This is a genomic window from Pseudomonas corrugata, assembly GCF_001269905.1.
In the GTDB taxonomy this organism is placed as follows: Bacteria; Pseudomonadota; Gammaproteobacteria; order Pseudomonadales; family Pseudomonadaceae; genus Aquipseudomonas; species Aquipseudomonas corrugata.
Genome location: NZ_LHVK01000006.1, coordinates 212,417 through 227,757 on the forward strand (window position 1 = coordinate 212,417; position 15,341 = coordinate 227,757).

At 60.4% G+C, this 15,341-nt stretch carries 12 protein-coding genes; 3 read left to right on the top strand and 9 right to left on the bottom strand.

Translation table 11 applies throughout. The annotated features are described in order from the left end of the window. Positions 1-46 precede the first annotated feature (46 nt). The 3 genes from zapE to AD665_RS09110 all read right to left on the bottom strand — a co-directional run bounded on the left by zapE (position 47) and on the right by AD665_RS09110 (position 3,240). Positions 47-1,141, bottom strand: coding sequence for a cell division protein ZapE (zapE, locus tag AD665_RS09100; RefSeq protein ID WP_024778103.1), 1,095 nt, complete (start codon positions 1,139-1,141; stop codon positions 47-49). A gap of 89 nt (positions 1,142-1,230) precedes the next feature. Beyond that, complete coding sequence (locus AD665_RS09105; protein ID WP_053191798.1) at positions 1,231-2,586, bottom strand: tryptophan--tRNA ligase; 1,356 nt, start codon at positions 2,584-2,586, stop codon at positions 1,231-1,233. A gap of 24 nt (positions 2,587-2,610) precedes the next feature. Further along, positions 2,611-3,240: an alpha/beta hydrolase gene (locus tag AD665_RS09110; RefSeq protein WP_053191800.1), complete on the bottom strand. Its 630-nt coding sequence runs from the start codon at positions 3,238-3,240 to the stop codon at positions 2,611-2,613. Positions 3,241-3,388: 148 nt separating this feature from the next. On the opposite strand from AD665_RS09110, the gene AD665_RS09115 reads away from it, so the two are divergent. Next, on the top strand, positions 3,389-3,823 hold the full coding sequence (locus AD665_RS09115; RefSeq protein ID WP_024778106.1) for a Z-ring associated ZapG family protein: 435 nt from the start codon (positions 3,389-3,391) through the stop codon (positions 3,821-3,823). Between the two features lie 91 nt (positions 3,824-3,914). Here the strand turns inward: AD665_RS09115 and AD665_RS09120 are convergent, their stop codons facing one another. The 5 genes from AD665_RS09120 to AD665_RS09140 all read right to left on the bottom strand — a co-directional run bounded on the left by AD665_RS09120 (position 3,915) and on the right by AD665_RS09140 (position 12,766). Further along, positions 3,915-4,415: a methylated-DNA--[protein]-cysteine S-methyltransferase gene (locus tag AD665_RS09120; RefSeq protein ID WP_024778107.1), complete on the bottom strand. Its 501-nt coding sequence runs from the start codon at positions 4,413-4,415 to the stop codon at positions 3,915-3,917. Positions 4,416-4,470: 55 nt separating this feature from the next. Beyond that, positions 4,471-7,206: a winged helix-turn-helix domain-containing protein gene (locus AD665_RS09125; RefSeq protein WP_053191801.1), complete on the bottom strand. Its 2,736-nt coding sequence runs from the start codon at positions 7,204-7,206 to the stop codon at positions 4,471-4,473. A gap of 295 nt (positions 7,207-7,501) precedes the next feature. Next, positions 7,502-8,866, bottom strand: a complete 1,365-nt coding sequence (locus AD665_RS09130; RefSeq protein ID WP_024778109.1) for a DUF1329 domain-containing protein — start codon at positions 8,864-8,866, stop codon at positions 7,502-7,504. A 24-nt stretch (positions 8,867-8,890) separates the two neighbouring features. Next, on the bottom strand, positions 8,891-10,750 hold the full coding sequence (locus AD665_RS09135) for a DUF1302 domain-containing protein (protein ID WP_024778110.1): 1,860 nt from the start codon (positions 10,748-10,750) through the stop codon (positions 8,891-8,893). Between the two features lie 333 nt (positions 10,751-11,083). Then, positions 11,084-12,766: a fatty acid--CoA ligase gene (locus AD665_RS09140; RefSeq protein WP_024778111.1), complete on the bottom strand. Its 1,683-nt coding sequence runs from the start codon at positions 12,764-12,766 to the stop codon at positions 11,084-11,086. 266 nt (positions 12,767-13,032) lie between these two features. On the opposite strand from AD665_RS09140, the gene AD665_RS09145 reads away from it, so the two are divergent. Then, positions 13,033-13,947: a glycosyltransferase family 2 protein gene (locus AD665_RS09145; RefSeq protein ID WP_033034356.1), complete on the top strand. Its 915-nt coding sequence runs from the start codon at positions 13,033-13,035 to the stop codon at positions 13,945-13,947. Further along, entirely contained in the window at positions 13,944-14,561 is a 618-nt protein-coding gene (locus AD665_RS09150; RefSeq protein WP_024778113.1) for a CatB-related O-acetyltransferase, read from the top strand. The genes AD665_RS09145 and AD665_RS09150 overlap by 4 nt, the downstream gene beginning before the upstream one ends. 40 nt (positions 14,562-14,601) lie before the next feature. Here the strand turns inward: AD665_RS09150 and AD665_RS09155 are convergent, their stop codons facing one another. Continuing rightward, complete coding sequence (locus AD665_RS09155; protein WP_024778114.1) at positions 14,602-15,231, bottom strand: LysE family translocator; 630 nt, start codon at positions 15,229-15,231, stop codon at positions 14,602-14,604. Positions 15,232-15,341 lie beyond the last annotated feature (110 nt).

Sequence of the window (15,341 nt, forward strand, 5' to 3'; positions counted from 1 at the left end):
TAAAAAAGGCCTGCAATCGCAGGCCCTTTGTGTTTTCCGAATCAGCCTAAGGCTTGTGCGCCCGCGACAGGAACTCGTGGGACTGCATTTCCAGCAGGCGACTCAGGGTCCGCTGGAATTCGAACGTCAGGCGCCCCCCAGTGTAGAGGTCCTTGAGTTCGACTTCGGCCGAGATGATCAGCTTCACGTTACGGTCGTAGAACTCGTCGACCATGTTGATGAAGCGACGGGCGATGTCGTCGGTGGTAACGCTCATCTGTTCGACGCCGCTGAGCAGTACGGCGTGGAAGATCTTGCCCAGTTCGATGTAGTCGTTCTGGCTGCGTGGGCCATCGCACAGTTCACGGAAATCGAACCAGGCCACATCGTCACAGGTGCGGACTGCGCGGATCTCGCGATTCTCGATCATCAGCACATCGTTCTCGACAGCCTGGGTGCATTCCGGCGTCAAGGCGCGGAAGCTCTTGCGCAGGCTTTCTTCGGCAGCGGCATCCAGTGGGTAATGGAACAGCTCCGCCTGTTCGAGATGGCGCAAGCGATAGTCGACGCCGCTGTCGACGTTGACGATTTCGGTGTGTTCCTTGATCAACGCAATGGCCGGCAGGAAGCGCGCCCGTTGCAGACCGTCCTTGTACAAGCCGTCCGGCACGATGTTCGACGTGGCGACCAGGGTCACGCCGTTCCTGAACAGCTCTTCCATCAGGGTGCCGAGGATCATGGCATCGGTGATGTCGGACACGAAGAACTCATCGAAGCAGATCACCCGCGTTTCATTGGCGAAACGTTTGGCGATGATGGTCAATGGGTTCTTCTCGCCACCCAAGGTCTTCATCTCTTCATGCACACGCTTCATGAAGCGGTGGAAGTGCGTACGGGTCTTTTCCTTGAAAGGCAGTGCCTCGAAGAAAGTGTCCACCAGGTAGGTCTTGCCACGCCCCACACCGCCCCAGAAGTACAGGCCCCTGACCGGCGCCAGCTCCTTCTTGCCGAACAGTTTTCCCAACAAGCCCGGCTTGTTGCTCGACGCGGCGATCAGGTCGTCGTACAGGCGCTGCAAGTGCCGCACGGCCGTTTCCTGGGCTGCGTCGTGGAAGAACTCCGGGCGTTTCAGATCAGCTTGATATCGTTCTAGGGGCGTCATATTCGTTAGCAAGGCAACAAAAACGGGCCGTCACTGTAGCGACGGCCCGTAAGAATGGCAATCGGCCCTTATCGGGTCGTGCCGTTGATTTATTCCTGGGCGGGTTTCAGCGCAGCGTGCAGCGCTTCAATAGCAGCGTCTCTTGCCGCACTGTCAGCGAATACCGGGCTTTCGCCGATATACTCACCGAGCATCCAGACGCGAAAGCTGAGCTCTTCACTGTGTACTTCGTACACTTCGCCAAGTTGCAGGACTTTGGTCACTCGACCAGCCGTTTTGCCATCTTCAAAACGACTCGACAACAGCAGCTCTTCTCCATCCGCCGACAACAGGCGGAAGCGGAAACTGCCGTCGTCTTCCCGGAAGCTGACAAAGCGCGCCGCCTTGACCGCTTTCTTCTTCGTGCCGGCCGCCACCTGAACCTGGCTGACGAATGAACGCAGGCCAACGGCTTCACGCAGTTCGGCAAGGAACGGCGTCGCCACGGCCCGGGCTTTTTTCGCGCCCAACTGCAGGATGTCTTCAAGATCCGCCGGCCGCTCGATCAACTGGTGATAACGCTCGCGGGACTCACCCAACTCGCTATCGAGCAACTGGAACAGACGACTCTTCGCTTCTCCCCAGCCCAGGCCCTGCAACAGCTCGCTGCGGAACTCGGCTGACTGGGCCGGGGTGGCGAAGGCCTGGAACAGTGTAAACAGGTGCGAATTGTCCGGGTCCTTCGCCTCACCCGGTGCTCGGGAGTCGGTGACGATCCGCGAAATCGCGTCCTTCATGTCCTTGGCGCTGCTGAACAACGGAATGGTGTTGTCGTAGCTCTTGGACATCTTGCGACCATCGAGCCCCGGCAGCGTAGCGACGCTTTCTTCGATCAGCGCTTCGGGCATGGTGAAAAATTCCTTGCCCTGGCCAAACAAGTGGTTGAAGCGCTGGCCGATGTCCCGAGCCATTTCCACATGCTGGATCTGGTCGCGACCGACCGGCACCTTGTGGGCGTTGAACATCAGGATGTCAGCGGCCATCAGCACCGGATAGCTGTACAGGCCCATGGTAATGCCGGCGTCCGGGTCTTCGCCGGCCTCGACGTTCTTGTCCACCGAGGCCTTGTAGGCATGGGCGCGATTGAGCAGGCCCTTGGCGGCGACACAGGTCAACAGCCAGGTCAGTTCCGGGATCTCGGGGATATCGGACTGGCGATAAAAGGTCACGCGATCCACGTCCAGGCCACCGGCCAGCCAGGTCGCGGCGATTTCCAGCCGCGAGCGCTGGATGCGTAGCGGGTCATCGCACTTGATCAGGGCGTGGTAGTCGGCCAGGAAGTAGAACGAATCGGCATTGCTGTCGCGGCTGGCGAGAATCGCCGGGCGGATGGCGCCGGCATAGTTGCCCAGGTGCGGGGTGCCAGTGGTGGTGATGCCGGTCAGGATACGGGTACGAGTCGTCATGAATTATCGCTTGTCAGACTGCTGTCAATTCGAAAGGCGCGGCAGGAGCAGATCCTTGAGATCGGTCAGCTTGCCATGAAAAAAGTGTCCGCATTCTGCCACTTTCAGCAGCTCATGGGGGCGTTGGAGCGCATCGGACCAATCGTAGACCAGTTGGGGATCGACGACTTCATCATTTTCCGGCTGGATCACCGTCAACGCGCCGCTCTTCGCCAAAGGCGACTGCTCGTCCAGGCGCATCACCGCCGGGGCCACCATGAACAGGTGCTTGAGCGATTGCCCCTGGGCTTCGAGCCGCCCACCCAGACTGGCAGCAACGAAGCCGCCGAAGGAAAAACCGAAGAGGCTCAAGGGCAGTTGCGGGTGTTTTTCCCGCAGCCATGCGGCGGCGGCCTCGGCGTCGTCCACTTCACCGGTCCCCATGTCATGGCTACCGGCACTGGCGCCGACGCCGCGATAATTGAAACGCAATGTGACCAGGCCGGCATCCCGGGCAGTGCGCTGCAGGGTCGAAACCACTTTATTGAGCATGGTCCCGCCCTGCACCGGATTCGGATGGCAGATCAGCGCCAGGCCACGGGGCGCCTCGCTGTCCAGGTACAAGGCTTCCAGTTGGCCCACCGGGCCTTCGATGACTACAGGGGTTTCGCGCATAAGCAAGGGAAAGAACTCCGTGACCCCGGATAGGGTCGACTCGTCTAGCTAAAAGTCTGTGCCTGGCATGATTGCGATGTTCTTCGCGGTATACAGCGCAGGTCCGAGCCGTTAACGTAAAGCAAAGCCGTTTATAGAGGAAGGACTCGTGGAACACTCGCTCTTAGTTTGGTTGTTGCCGACTCTTGCCCTGGTTGCCGGTGTCGCCATTGGATTCCTGCTTGCCCGACTGCTGCCCAACGCAGTGCCCAACAGCACGCAACGTCAGCTGGACGACATTCAGGAACGTTTCGACAGTTATCAGAATGAGGTGGTGACCCACTTCAACGCCACCGCTTCTCTGGTGAAGAAACTCACCCAGAGCTACCAGGATGTTCAGGATCATTTGTCCGAGGGTGCCAACCGCCTGGCCCTGGACGAACAGACTCGCCAGCGCCTGCTGGCCGCCCTGCACGCCGACTCGGCGCAGGCTCCACGGGAACGCCTGACTCCACCAAGGGATCAGGAACCACCTCGGGACTACGCGCCCAAGGCACCGAATTCGCCCGGCATGCTCGATGAGCATTACGGTTTGAAGAAGTAAGCTGCACGTAATATCAAAAGCCCGCCCGATCCTGTGATCGGGCGGGCTTTTTCATGGACGCAGGTTTTCCGGTGAGGGCTGTCCGTTGAGGTCAGAACGCCAATTGAAGGCTCTGCTGACCTTCGAGGCTGAGCAGCCATTGCTTGGCAGCCAGCCCACCGGCGAAACCGGTGAGGCTGCCGGAGGTGCCGATGACACGATGGCAGGGAGCGATGATCGAGATGGGATTCCGGCCGTTGGCTGCCCCTACCGCCCGAACAGCGGTCGGCTGACCGATCTGGATGGCGATGTCACGGTAACTGCGGGTCTCACCGAAGGGAATGGTCAGCAGTGCCTGCCAGACCCGCTTCTGGAAATCAGTGCCGACAAAGTCCAGCTCCAGCTCGAAACGGCGCCGCTGGCCGGCGAAGTATTCCATCAGTTGACGCTCGGTTTCCTTGAGCACCGGGTGATGGATGTCTTCCTCCAAGGGGCCCAGGCGCACGCGGTTCAGCCGCTCGTTTTCCCACAGGATAGCGGCCAGTCTTGCGCCTCGGGCGACGAGGATCAGTTGGCCGACCGGCGATGGGATGGTTTTGTACCGGGGTAACATCGAGTCATTCCTTTACTGGCTGGCTTCTGTGGCAGGTTGCTTTGCGCAGCTGGACTCAGCCCAACAACCCCAGCTCCTTGGCCCTCGCCACGGCCTGGGTGCGACGCTCCACGCCGAGCTTGCTGTTGATATGACTGGCGTGGGTCTTGACGGTATGCAGCGAAATGAACAACTGCTCGCTGATTTCCTGGTTGGAACAGCCCTGGGCAATCAGTTGCAGCACCGCCCGTTCCCGACTGCTGAGGCTTTCGACAGGTGCCGGGGAGTCGGCAGGTTGCGTTGATGTCGGCAGGCGTTCGAGCAGACTCTGGCACAAGGTGCTGGAGGGAGCCTGCAGCAGTTGCTCACGCAGCCATTCACGATGCTCGTCGCCCAGCAGCCATTCGAAAGGTTGCAATACACCACCGGCGGCGGCTTCGAAAGCCTGGGCGAGGGTGCTGCGGGCCTCCGGCTCACGACCGACGCTCAGCAACAAGGCGGCTTTCTGGTTGAGGGCCATCACGCAGAGCATCTGCCGGCCGGTTTGCTGGCCATGTTCAAGCAAGGCGTTGAGCCGCCCTTCCGCCAGCATCGGCTGGCCCCGGATGGACTCCAACAACGCCTGTTGCAGCTCGACGTGCAGCGGCAACTGCGGGTGGAACTCTGGCGGTGCGGCAGCCTGTCCGCCGGTGTAGGTCCGCCCCAGCCGTGCCAACCAGGCTTCGGCCAGCTCGGTGCGGCCCTGAGCCAGCCAGAGCTCGCATTTGACCAGGGTGATCATCGCCAGGTAATAAATCGGCGGAACATCCCAGATGTGCATCAGGCGTTCGGCTTCGGCCAGTTCGGCAAAGGCCCGGGCGAACTCGCCACTATTGCCTTCGATACGGGCGATCACGCAATGACCCAGCAGCACGCTGATGTCGCGGCAAGCCCGAGCTTCGGTAAGGCCGGCCTGCAACCGCGCCAATCCGGCCTGGGGCTGCATGCGCAAGGTCAGCAGAAACCCTTCGTACAGGATCAACCGCGCCCGTACCGCATAAAGCCGTTGGGGCGAGAGTTTGTGTAAACGTTGCAGGCCCTGGCGCACTTCATCCAGCGCCCGCAGGACCTCTCCCCGCGCCTGCAGGACCCGGGCGCGATCATAGTGGGCCAAGGCTTCGAACAAGGGATTGCCGACCCGCTGTGCCAGCTCCAGGGAGTCTCGGTTCAAACCACGGGCGCGCCACAGGTCACCGTCGGCAATCGCCAGGTTCGCCAATGTGGACAGGCACATCAGTCGTTGGCCGTAGCGTTTTCTCGGCAGGCTCTCCAGGGCTTCGGTGCAATAACGCACCGTGGCTTCACGATCCCCCCGGCCGCGGGCGACGATCCCACTCAGGGCCAACCATTGGGCAAGCATGGACTTTTGCGCGGTGGCCGACGGTGCCGGCAGGAAGCGGCTCAGGTGGGCGGCCAGCTCTTCGGCGGCGTCCAATTGACAGGCCAGCCCCAGCGCCCAGCTGTAAAGCACGATCAGCCTCGGGGTACTGATGAGCAGGCTGTCGGGCAAATCCATCTTCCAGCGCAGCAACATGCCGACGTTCTGCTCGGCCAGCAGCTGCTCCTCGGAGAGGGTCTGCACCAGGTTCGCCGCCACATCCAGATGCCCGGCCCGCAAAGCCTGCTCCACGGCTTCGTCGATCATGCCCTGGGCGTTGAACCAGCGACAGGCACGCAAATGCAGGGTTGCGGCCGGCACCATGGCCGGTGCGCTGGGGCGGCTGCGCAGCAGATCAGAGAACAGATGGTGATAGCGATACCAGTGACCGTGTTCGTCCAGGGGCACCAGGAATACCTGATGGGCTGCCAGGTATTGCAGGATCTCGGCGCTATCATGGGCTTCGCGCACCGCATCGCACAGCTCGCTGCAAAAGCGATCCTGTGGCGCGGTGTCGTAGAGGAACGCCTGTACCTCGGCGGGCAGGCAGTCGATGACTTCTTCGAGCAGATAATCGCGGATCAGCCCTTCCCCACCGTGCAGCGCCTGGGGCAGCCGTCCCTCGGAACCGGCTTCGGAGGCGGCCAGCAACCAGAAACGCAGCCCGGCGACCCAGCCTTCGCTGCGCAGGATGAGGTTTTCCAAGGCTTCACCGCGCAGCGAGCTACTGTGATGCTCGAGCAAGGTCAGGGCTTCGCCATGGGTCAGGCGCAGGTCCTGTTCATTCAGTTCGAGCAATTGCCGCGACAGGCGCAGGCGCGCCAGATGCCAGTTCGGGCGCTGGCGACTGGTGACCAGTACCAGCAAACCGTCAGGCAGGTGATTGAGGAAAAACTGCAAGCAACGATCCAGCACGGCGCCTTGGGCCAGGTGATAATCGTCAAGCACCAACAGCAAGGGGTTGCGGAGCGTCAGGTGACTGGTCAACTCATCCAGCAGGCCGTCGAGCCATTCTTCGAACGCAAAGGGCTGGTGGCGCTGACGCATTTTCAGCAGCCCTGCTGCCCGGCCACCCAGCTGCGGAAAAAGCGCCTGGAGCCCTTCGAGCAGCCGCTCCAGAAAGCGTCCCGGGTCATTGTCCCTGACGTTGAGCCCCAACCAGAGGTTTTGCCAATGCACCGGCAGGCTCTGGCAGAACTCCACTGCCAGGGAGCTTTTGCCGAACCCCGCCGGCGCACTGACCAACAGCAATCTGCCGCCGAGCCCCGCACTTAAACGCTCGCACAACCGCGGCCGCACGACGTGCCCGTCGGGCAACGGCGGTCGGTAGAAGCGCCCGTCCTGTACCGCGATGGCTGCGCGGGCAGAATCCGGAAGTGAAGACAGATCGGTCATGGCCGGCTCTTGTTTAAATGCAGGTGGCGGCGTTGCAGATGTCCGCAGACTAGCCGTAAACGAAGAGGTATTGAAGGGAGTGCTACAAATGGCTACAAAAAGACTACAAATCGACATCTCCTGACGACACATCCCGTGGGAGCAAGGCTTGCCCGCGATGAAGGCGCCTCGGTTCCAGGGCAAACCGCGTTAACTCCATCGCGGGCAAGCCTTGCCGCCACATTCAGGCCAAAAAACAAACGCCCCGAACCAGTCGGGGCGTTTATCCGAGGATGCGGCCTCGGGGTAAAGCGGTTTAGCGGATACCCTCCTGGCGCAGCGCATTCGGCGTGAAGTCCGCGGTGGTGGCAGTGAAGCCGAAATCGTAGGCCGATTTCTCTTCATTCTTCATGCCCAGGGCCAGGTAGCGCCCGGATTGCAGGTCGTAGAGGGTTTCCAGGGCGTACCACGGCACTTGCTTGTCGTAGTAGTTCTCGGCATGGGCCTCGGCAACACGCCACAGTTGGCCACGACCGTCGTAATGGTCGATCACCGCCGCCTGCCAGGTGTCTTCGTCGATGAAGAAATCGCGCTTGGCATAGATGTGGCGTTGGCCTTCCTTCAGGGTCGCGGTGACATGCCAGACACGACGCAACTCATAGCGCGCCAGATCCTGGTTGATGTGGCCAGCCTTCAGGATGTCGGCATACTTGAGTTGTGGCGAGTCGATCTTGTAGCTGTTGGCGGCTATGTACAGCTCTTTCTTGCCTTCCAGCTTCCAGTCATAGCGATCCGGCGCACCGTTGTACATGTCCAGGTTGTCGGAGGTTCGCAGACCGTCGGCGGCGGTACCCGGCCCGTCATAGGAGACCTGTGGCGCCCGACGCACCCGACGCTGGCCGGCGTTGTAGACCCAGGCCGAACGCGGTTCCTTCACTTGGTCGAGGGTTTCGTGCACCAGCAGCACGCCACCGGCCAGGCGTGCCGGCGCGGTCACTTGCTGCTTGAAGTAGAACAGGATATTGCCGGGATTGGCCGGATCGAAATCCTTCATCTTGTCGCGGAACACGAACTGGTCGCGAAAGTACACCAGGCTGTAGGAGCCGTTGGGTTGCGGTGTGGCCTGGGTCACCAGGCGCGTCACGCTGCCGCCACGATAGCGGGTGATGTGGTTCCAGATCACCTCGACGCCGCTCTGGGGAATCGGGAACGGCACGGCCGTCTCGAAGTTTTCCAGGCCGTTGCCTCCGGATACGAGCTTGGTGTTGACCGCGTTCTTCTTGATGGAGGCGAACACCTCATCCGGCACGGTGGCGCCACGATGGGTCGGGTAGACCGGCATCTTGAAGGTTTCCGGGTAGCGCTTGAACATCGCGTACTGACCCGGCGCTAGCTTGTCCTTGTACTGCTCGACGTTCTGCGCGGTGATGATGAACAGCGGTTTTTCGCTGGCATACGGATCGGCGAGGAACCCCTTGCTGTCCACGCTACCGGCGTTCTTCGCCATGGGTTTCCAGGCAGAAATCGAACCGTCGGCATTACCGGCCATCTCGGCGCCCATTGGCGTCAGGCTCTTGCCCAGTTTGTCGGCCTCGCCCGCAGGCACCGCGGCCATGACGCTGGCGGCCAGCAGGGACAGTCCCAGTGCGCCGGCCTGCAACAGACTCTTTGTTATTTTCATAGTGTGTCGTCCTGAATACGATGCTTAGAAGGTCACGCCGACGCTGAGCGCCAGGAAGTCGCGATCGTCCACGGTGCTGAAGTCGCCACCAAAGAAGTTGGTGTAGGCCAGGCTCGCGTTGTAGGTGTTCTGGTACTCGGCATCCAGCCCGAGGCTGACGGCCTTGCGACCTTCCTCGAAGTTGCCGCCAGGACCTGGCGAATAGCCTTTGACGTCATGGGACCAGGCCACGTTGGGCTTGAGGTTCACGCCGGCGAAGACGTCCGGGTATTCCCAGATGGCGCGCGCACGGTAGCCCCAGGAGGTGGCGGTGGTGAAGCCGTCGTTGTTGCAGTTGCTGTTGACGTTGCCGGCAGTCTGGCCGCCGCCTGCGGCGGTCGAGGCGTTGAGTGCTTCGCAGGTACCGTTTGGCAATTGACCCGGGCCGAACACGGGATCTCGACCGTAGCGGGCTTCAGATTTGCTTTCCAGACCGCCGACATGCGTCACACCAATTTCACCCACCAGGGTCAGACGACTGGCGCCCATGACCTGATCGAGGAAATGGGTAAAGGTAGTCTGGAATTGAGTGATCTCCTTGCGACGATAGCCATGCAGATCCTGGCCTGGCACCCCCGTGAGCACCGAGGCGTCAGCCAACGGCCCCCCGATCGGACGGACGCCAGCGAAAAGAATGTCAGTGGTGCTCAATTGTACCGGTGCATTCGGGCGATAGCTCAGTTCGCCGCTCCACGCGGTACCGGTAGGCAGGGTCGTGGAGAAACTCAGACCGTACAGGCGAATATCTTCCGGGTATTCAACGAAGTAATTGGAATTCCCTGCAACGATCAGAGGACGTAGCCCCGCTAATGGTCCCAGCGGGGTCGTATAGAACTGTGAAGGCGCTCCCGTGGCACTGAAAATAGGTGCGCGGCTGTGGTAGTTCATGAAGTAGGCACCGAACTCAGTATCCAGTGGTTCGAACATATACTTCATGGACGCGCCCCACTGGCCGCTGTCACGAGCGTCCCGATCAGGACCACGGCGCACCAGAACGCCTTCCTCGTTGACATCCACGCCGAATGCATCCAGCGTCGGAAGGGCTGCTCCGGGAATAGTGGAACGCTTGTTCAACACCCGCAGATTATCCGTACACCCATCGGCAATCACATCCGGCTGGGAAAAGAACGTCCCGCAGTTATCGACAACCGTCTGGTCCCACTCCAACTGATAGAACGCTTCAGCCGACAGGTTATCGGTGAGGCTCTGGGACACATAGAACATGTTGACCGGAATCAAGCCCTCCTTGATCTCGGCACCGGGACGACGGAACGCGGACACGTCGACCGGGTTGATGGAGTTGATGCCACCCTGGATAAAGGTACTTTCACCCCAACTGACGACCTGCTTGCCCAAGCGAACGGAGCCCGGTTGATCGGCAATGGCATAGTTGTGATAAACGAAAGCATCGAGTATCTGCCCGCCGGAGGACTTGGCGCCTTCCTTGCGGTTGCTGTCGCTGATGTCCTTGAACTGACGGTTCTCGTCCTTGAGTTCGAAGTCGTACCAATACTTACCCCGCACAAACACGCCGGTATCGCCGTACTTCAGCTCCAGGTCATGAATACCCTTGAAGATCTTCGAGAAGGTTTCCCCGCGCTTGAAGTTCAAGTGACCGTCATCGGAGGTCTGGGACAGGCCCCTGCCACCGTTGTTGACGCCGATCAGGTCCTTGTTGGCATTGGCCGTGGACCAGCTCGCCCCCACCGACAGGGACGAATCGAACTGGCCCTCGATTTCACCGATGTTGAAACTGACGCCGAACGCAGGCCCGGCGAGCGAAGAGGCGAGACTGACCGCCAGAGGCAATTTTGCCCGGCGCCAGAACGTGTTTGCAGAGGTCATTCGACGCTACTCCATGTTCTTTATTGTTATGGCAGGGGGGTATTTCCAAGGAACGTCTTCGGTGACCAGCGGCAGGGTTGCGGCACTCATTCAAAGTCGCATCGCCCGTTCGTGCAGGTGCCCTATCCTTGAAAATCCTTGAGCGGACTATAGCCAGCAGGTAGTACGGCTTGATCCCTCTAAAGTGTGATTTGCAGCCCCCGACCAATCTGGAACAGTCCTTTGCCAGACCGACATCTGTCGGCACGGCAAGGATGGCTGAAATTCGCTGTTTGACAAGGCAAGCGCTTGCTTGGTGGGGCTGCCGCGCCCTTTCGGACGCGGCAGATCACCTCAAAGCGTGGACAGGAAGGTGCTGTTGTTGCTCTGCCATTCGGCAATGTCGACGCGGATGCGTTTCTTGTCGAGCTTGCCGACGCTGGTCTTGGGAATTTCCGTAACAAGGGCGATCTGGCTCGGAATCGCCCACTTGCTCAGATGTCCCTGTTCGACGAAAGGCTTGAGGTGCTCCTTGAGCTCGCGAGCCCCGACCTGATGCCCTTCGTGAATCACCAGCAAGGCAAACGGGCGCTCGCCCCACTGGGGATCGGGAATGCCCACCACTGCTACTTCGCGTACCGCCACGTGACGGCTGATGAGGTCTTCCAGGTCCAGGGACGAGACCCATTCGCCCCCCGTCTTGATCACGTCCTTGATACGGTCGCGGATGTCGATGAAGCCCATGCTGTCCAGCGTGGCGACGTCACCGGTATGCAGCCAGCCGCCGGCCCAGAGTTCGGCACCCTTCTGCGGTTCGTTGAAGTAGCCTTCGGTGAGCCAAGGCGCGCGTAGCACCAATTCGCCCTGGGTCTCGCCATCGGCCGGCAGGAACCGGCCTTCTGCGTCGACGATGGCGGCGTCCACCAAGGGGCCCGGTACACCGGCCTTGATCCGGTAGCTGACACGTTCGTCCTCGCTGCCGGCCATCAATTCCTCGTTGAGGTGGGCGCAGGATACCAACGGACCGGTTTCCGACATGCCATAGGCGGCAGTGAGCTGAATCCCCCTGGCCTTGGCGGCTTCGTACAGGCTGCGATTCAGGGCGCTACCGCCGATGACGATCTTCCAGCCGCCGAAATCGGTGCCCTGGGCACCCTTGGCATTGAGCACCATCTGCAGGATGGTCGGCACGCAATGGGAAAAGCTGACCTTCTCCTTTCGCCACAACTGAACCAGGAGCTCGGGATCGTAGCGGCCGGGGTAGACCTGCTTGAGGCCGAGCATGGTCGCCACGTACGGCAGGCCCCAGGCATGCACATGGAACATCGGCGTGATCGGCATGTACACATCATTGGTGCCCAGCAATCGCACACTGTCGATGGCCCCCATGATGGTCGCCTCGCCCAGGGAGTGCAGCACCAGTTGCCGGTGGGTGAAGTAAACGCCCTTGGGATTGCCCGTGGTGCCGGTGGTGTAGAAGGTCGTGGCGACGGAGTTTTCGTCGAAGTCCTGGAAGTCGTAGACGGGGCTGGCGGCCGCCAGCAACTGCTCGTATTCGCCCACCAGGTTGGGCAGGTCGGCAGTTTTTTCCGGCAGGTCGGTCAGCAGCAGGGTCTTCTCCACCGTGGTCAGGTGTCCGGCTATGGCCTGGTACAACCCGACGAACTCGCTATTGACCAGCACGAAGCGGTCCTCGGCGTGGTTCATGGTGTAGACAATCTGTTCCGGTGAGAGCCGCACGTTGATAGTGTGGATCACTGCACCAATCATCGGGATCGCGAACATACATTCCAGATAGCGATGGCTGTCCCAGTCCATCACCGCCACGGTATCGCCCGCCTTGACCCCGGCCTCGGTCAGCACGTTGGCCAACCGTGCCACCCGTTCGATCAGCGTCGGATAGCTGTAGCGCAACTGGTCACGGTAGACGATCTCGCGGGTTTTCTCGTAACGCACACCGGACATCAGCAGCCGCTTGATCAGCAGTGGATATTGATAAGCGCCTTCGGCGGGAGGAATAACGCGAGTCTGCAACATAAGAATCCTTTTCTGACTGCATGGTCGTGACTGGAAGTAAGCACTCTAGAGGCCTTATACACGGTTCAAATCAGCCAAAGGAATGATTTATTCAGCGCACCAATAATAGCCTTGAGCCACTCCGGGTGGATTTACAGCCATGACATGCCAAGCCTTGCCAGGACTGGATCCAAAGGCGAGCATAGGTGTCAGTCCTGTTACAAACAACGGTGGCGGATGAACCTGGCAGGGCCGTCCAGATGCCACCCTTTTCGTTGCGAATCACAATGAATACTGAACTGCCTCCCCAGCAAGCCCCTGAACTGTCGACACCGCCACTGGTGTCGATCGTGGCCCCTTGCTACAACGCCGAGCAATACCTGGAAGAAGCGATGCATAGCCTCTTTGCCCAGGATTACCCAAACGTCGAAGTGATCGTGGTCGACGACGGCTCCACCGACAACAGCCTCGCCCTGCTCCGGCAGTTGCAGCAAACCTACGACTTCCAGCTGCACTCCCAGGCGAATCGGGGTGTCAGCGCGGCGCTCAATCATGGGTTGCTGCATGCCAAGGGCACCTACGTCTCAACCCCCGATCTTGACGACGTGATGCTGCCCCACTCGATCCGGGTCAGGGCCCATTATCTCGACCAGCATCCGAACGTGGGTTGCGTCGGCGCCCTCATCATCTACATGGACAGCGAAGGACACGTCATCAAGGAACAACAGCGCGAGCATGTCCAGGTACATACCTTCGATGACATCCTGCGCGAAGCCGCCGTCATCGGCGCGCCGACTGCGCTGTATCGAATGAGCGCACTGCGTGACGCCGGATTCTATGATCCGCAGCTGCGGGTCCAGGATTTCCAGATCACCCTGCGGATCGCTCATCAGGGTTACGAAATCCATGAGCTTCCCATCTGTGTTACGCGGTATCGACGCCACCCCAATAACCTGTCGAGAAAGTACCGACTGATGCTCAAGGCGGACCTGCAAGCCATCGAACCCTATCGAGACTATCCGGCCTACGAGTCGGCCCGCACGGTGCTGGTGCACAAGGCGTTGAAGTACGCGGTGATCGAAGATCGGAAGGAGGCCTGGCAATTGCTGCGCAGTATTCCGTGGCGTCACCTGAACAAAACCAGTTTCAAGCGGTTCAAGAGGCTGCTCCGGCCACGCTTCACGACAAGGTCCCGACCATGAAATTTTTGCAGAAGCTCAAGGAGCGCAAGGTCCGCAAGCACCTCAAACGTTTGGAAAAGCTCGAAAGGTCTCCCGAAAAGATCCGTCTGCGCTATCCGAAATACCAGATCGGAGTGGGCACCTACGGCATTCCCGAAGTGACCGAATTTGGCGACGACACGGTGCTCAAGGTCGGGTCCTACACGTCTATTGCCCAAGGCGTGAAGATCCTGCTGGGCGGTGGGCATCGCATGGACTGGGTCAGCACGTTCCCGTTCCCATTGATGATCGACGAGGCCAGGCATATTCCCGGCAGCAACCCAACCAAGGGCGATGTGGTGATAGGCAGCGATTGCTGGATCTGTGCCGAGGCCATGATTCTATCCGGCGTGACTATCGGCCACGGGGCGGTGGTCGCCGCCGGAGCGGTAGTCACTCGCGATGTCGAGCCTTACGCCGTTGTCGGCGGCAACCCGTGCCGGTTCATTCGCTGGCGCTTCGAAGAGCCGGTACGACGGGCGCTGTTGGAATCGGCTTGGTGGGAATGGCCGGTGGAGGAGGTCAAGTCGGTGTCAGCATTGCTGTGCAGCGATAACATCGAGGCCTTCCTGGACTATGCCCGTCAACGTCCCTGATCGTTACCCTTTCAGGCGTAACGATCAGGGACGTTGACAGTCAATGCGCTTCGGTAAACGCCAGCTTTACACCGATGGCAACCAGTACCGCACCCATGGTCCGATCGAACCAGTGGCCCATGCGGGCGAATCCGGCGCGCACCCGCTGCTGGCTGAACAGCATGGCCACCATGCAGAACCAGGCGGCCGTTGCGACCGCCAGGTACACACCGTAACCGGCCTGGATCGCCAGCGGCGTATGAGGATTGATCACGACAGTGAACAGCGACAGGAAGAAAAGCGTCGCCTTGGGGTTCAGGCCATTGGTGACGAAGCCCGAGGTGAATGCGCCGCGGGCGGTCCGTTCGCCCACTTCCTTGTGCAGATTCTCCTCGCTCGGCTTGGCCGGTTGCGCCCGCAGCGCCTTGAAGCCGATGTACAGAAGGTACGCCGCGGCGGCCCATTTCAGCGCGTTGAACAGCACGATGGATTGCGACACGATCAGGCCGATGCCCAACAACGAATAGCCTACGTGCAGAAAAATCGCCGTGCCGACGCCCAGCGCCGTCCAGGTCCCGGCGCGGCGGCCATGGGTCACGCTTTCGCGTACCACCACGGCAAAATCCGGCCCGGGGCTGGCAACCGCCAGCAGGTGGATGAGAGCAACAGTGAGGAATTCGGTGAGATACATGGCGGCTCCTTCTAATTCAATCCCGAACTTGTGGCGAGGGAATTTATCCCCTCGCCACAAGGCTGCAATTCATCTGATAGGCTCGCCACCTTACGCCTTCGGCTTCTGAC

What these genes read in the sequence shown, in the direction of transcription:
- zapE (WP_024778103.1), bottom strand. Translation starts at nt 1,141, where the DNA reads ATGACGCCCCTAGAACGATATCAAGCTGATCTGAAACGCCCGGAGTTC.
- AD665_RS09150 (WP_024778113.1), top strand. Translation starts at nt 13,944, where the DNA reads ATGAAATTTTTGCAGAAGCTCAAGGAGCGCAAGGTCCGCAAGCACCTC.
- AD665_RS09155 (WP_024778114.1), bottom strand. Translation starts at nt 15,231, where the DNA reads ATGTATCTCACCGAATTCCTCACTGTTGCTCTCATCCACCTGCTGGCG.
- AD665_RS09105 (WP_053191798.1), bottom strand. Translation starts at nt 2,586, where the DNA reads ATGACGACTCGTACCCGTATCCTGACCGGCATCACCACCACTGGCACC.
- AD665_RS09125 (WP_053191801.1), bottom strand. Translation starts at nt 7,206, where the DNA reads ATGACCGATCTGTCTTCACTTCCGGATTCTGCCCGCGCAGCCATCGCG.
- AD665_RS09130 (WP_024778109.1), bottom strand. Translation starts at nt 8,866, where the DNA reads ATGAAAATAACAAAGAGTCTGTTGCAGGCCGGCGCACTGGGACTGTCC.
- AD665_RS09140 (WP_024778111.1), bottom strand. Translation starts at nt 12,766, where the DNA reads ATGTTGCAGACTCGCGTTATTCCTCCCGCCGAAGGCGCTTATCAATAT.
- AD665_RS09120 (WP_024778107.1), bottom strand. Translation starts at nt 4,415, where the DNA reads ATGTTACCCCGGTACAAAACCATCCCATCGCCGGTCGGCCAACTGATC.
- AD665_RS09110 (WP_053191800.1), bottom strand. Translation starts at nt 3,240, where the DNA reads ATGCGCGAAACCCCTGTAGTCATCGAAGGCCCGGTGGGCCAACTGGAA.
- AD665_RS09135 (WP_024778110.1), bottom strand. Translation starts at nt 10,750, where the DNA reads ATGACCTCTGCAAACACGTTCTGGCGCCGGGCAAAATTGCCTCTGGCG.
- AD665_RS09145 (WP_033034356.1), top strand. Translation starts at nt 13,033, where the DNA reads ATGAATACTGAACTGCCTCCCCAGCAAGCCCCTGAACTGTCGACACCG.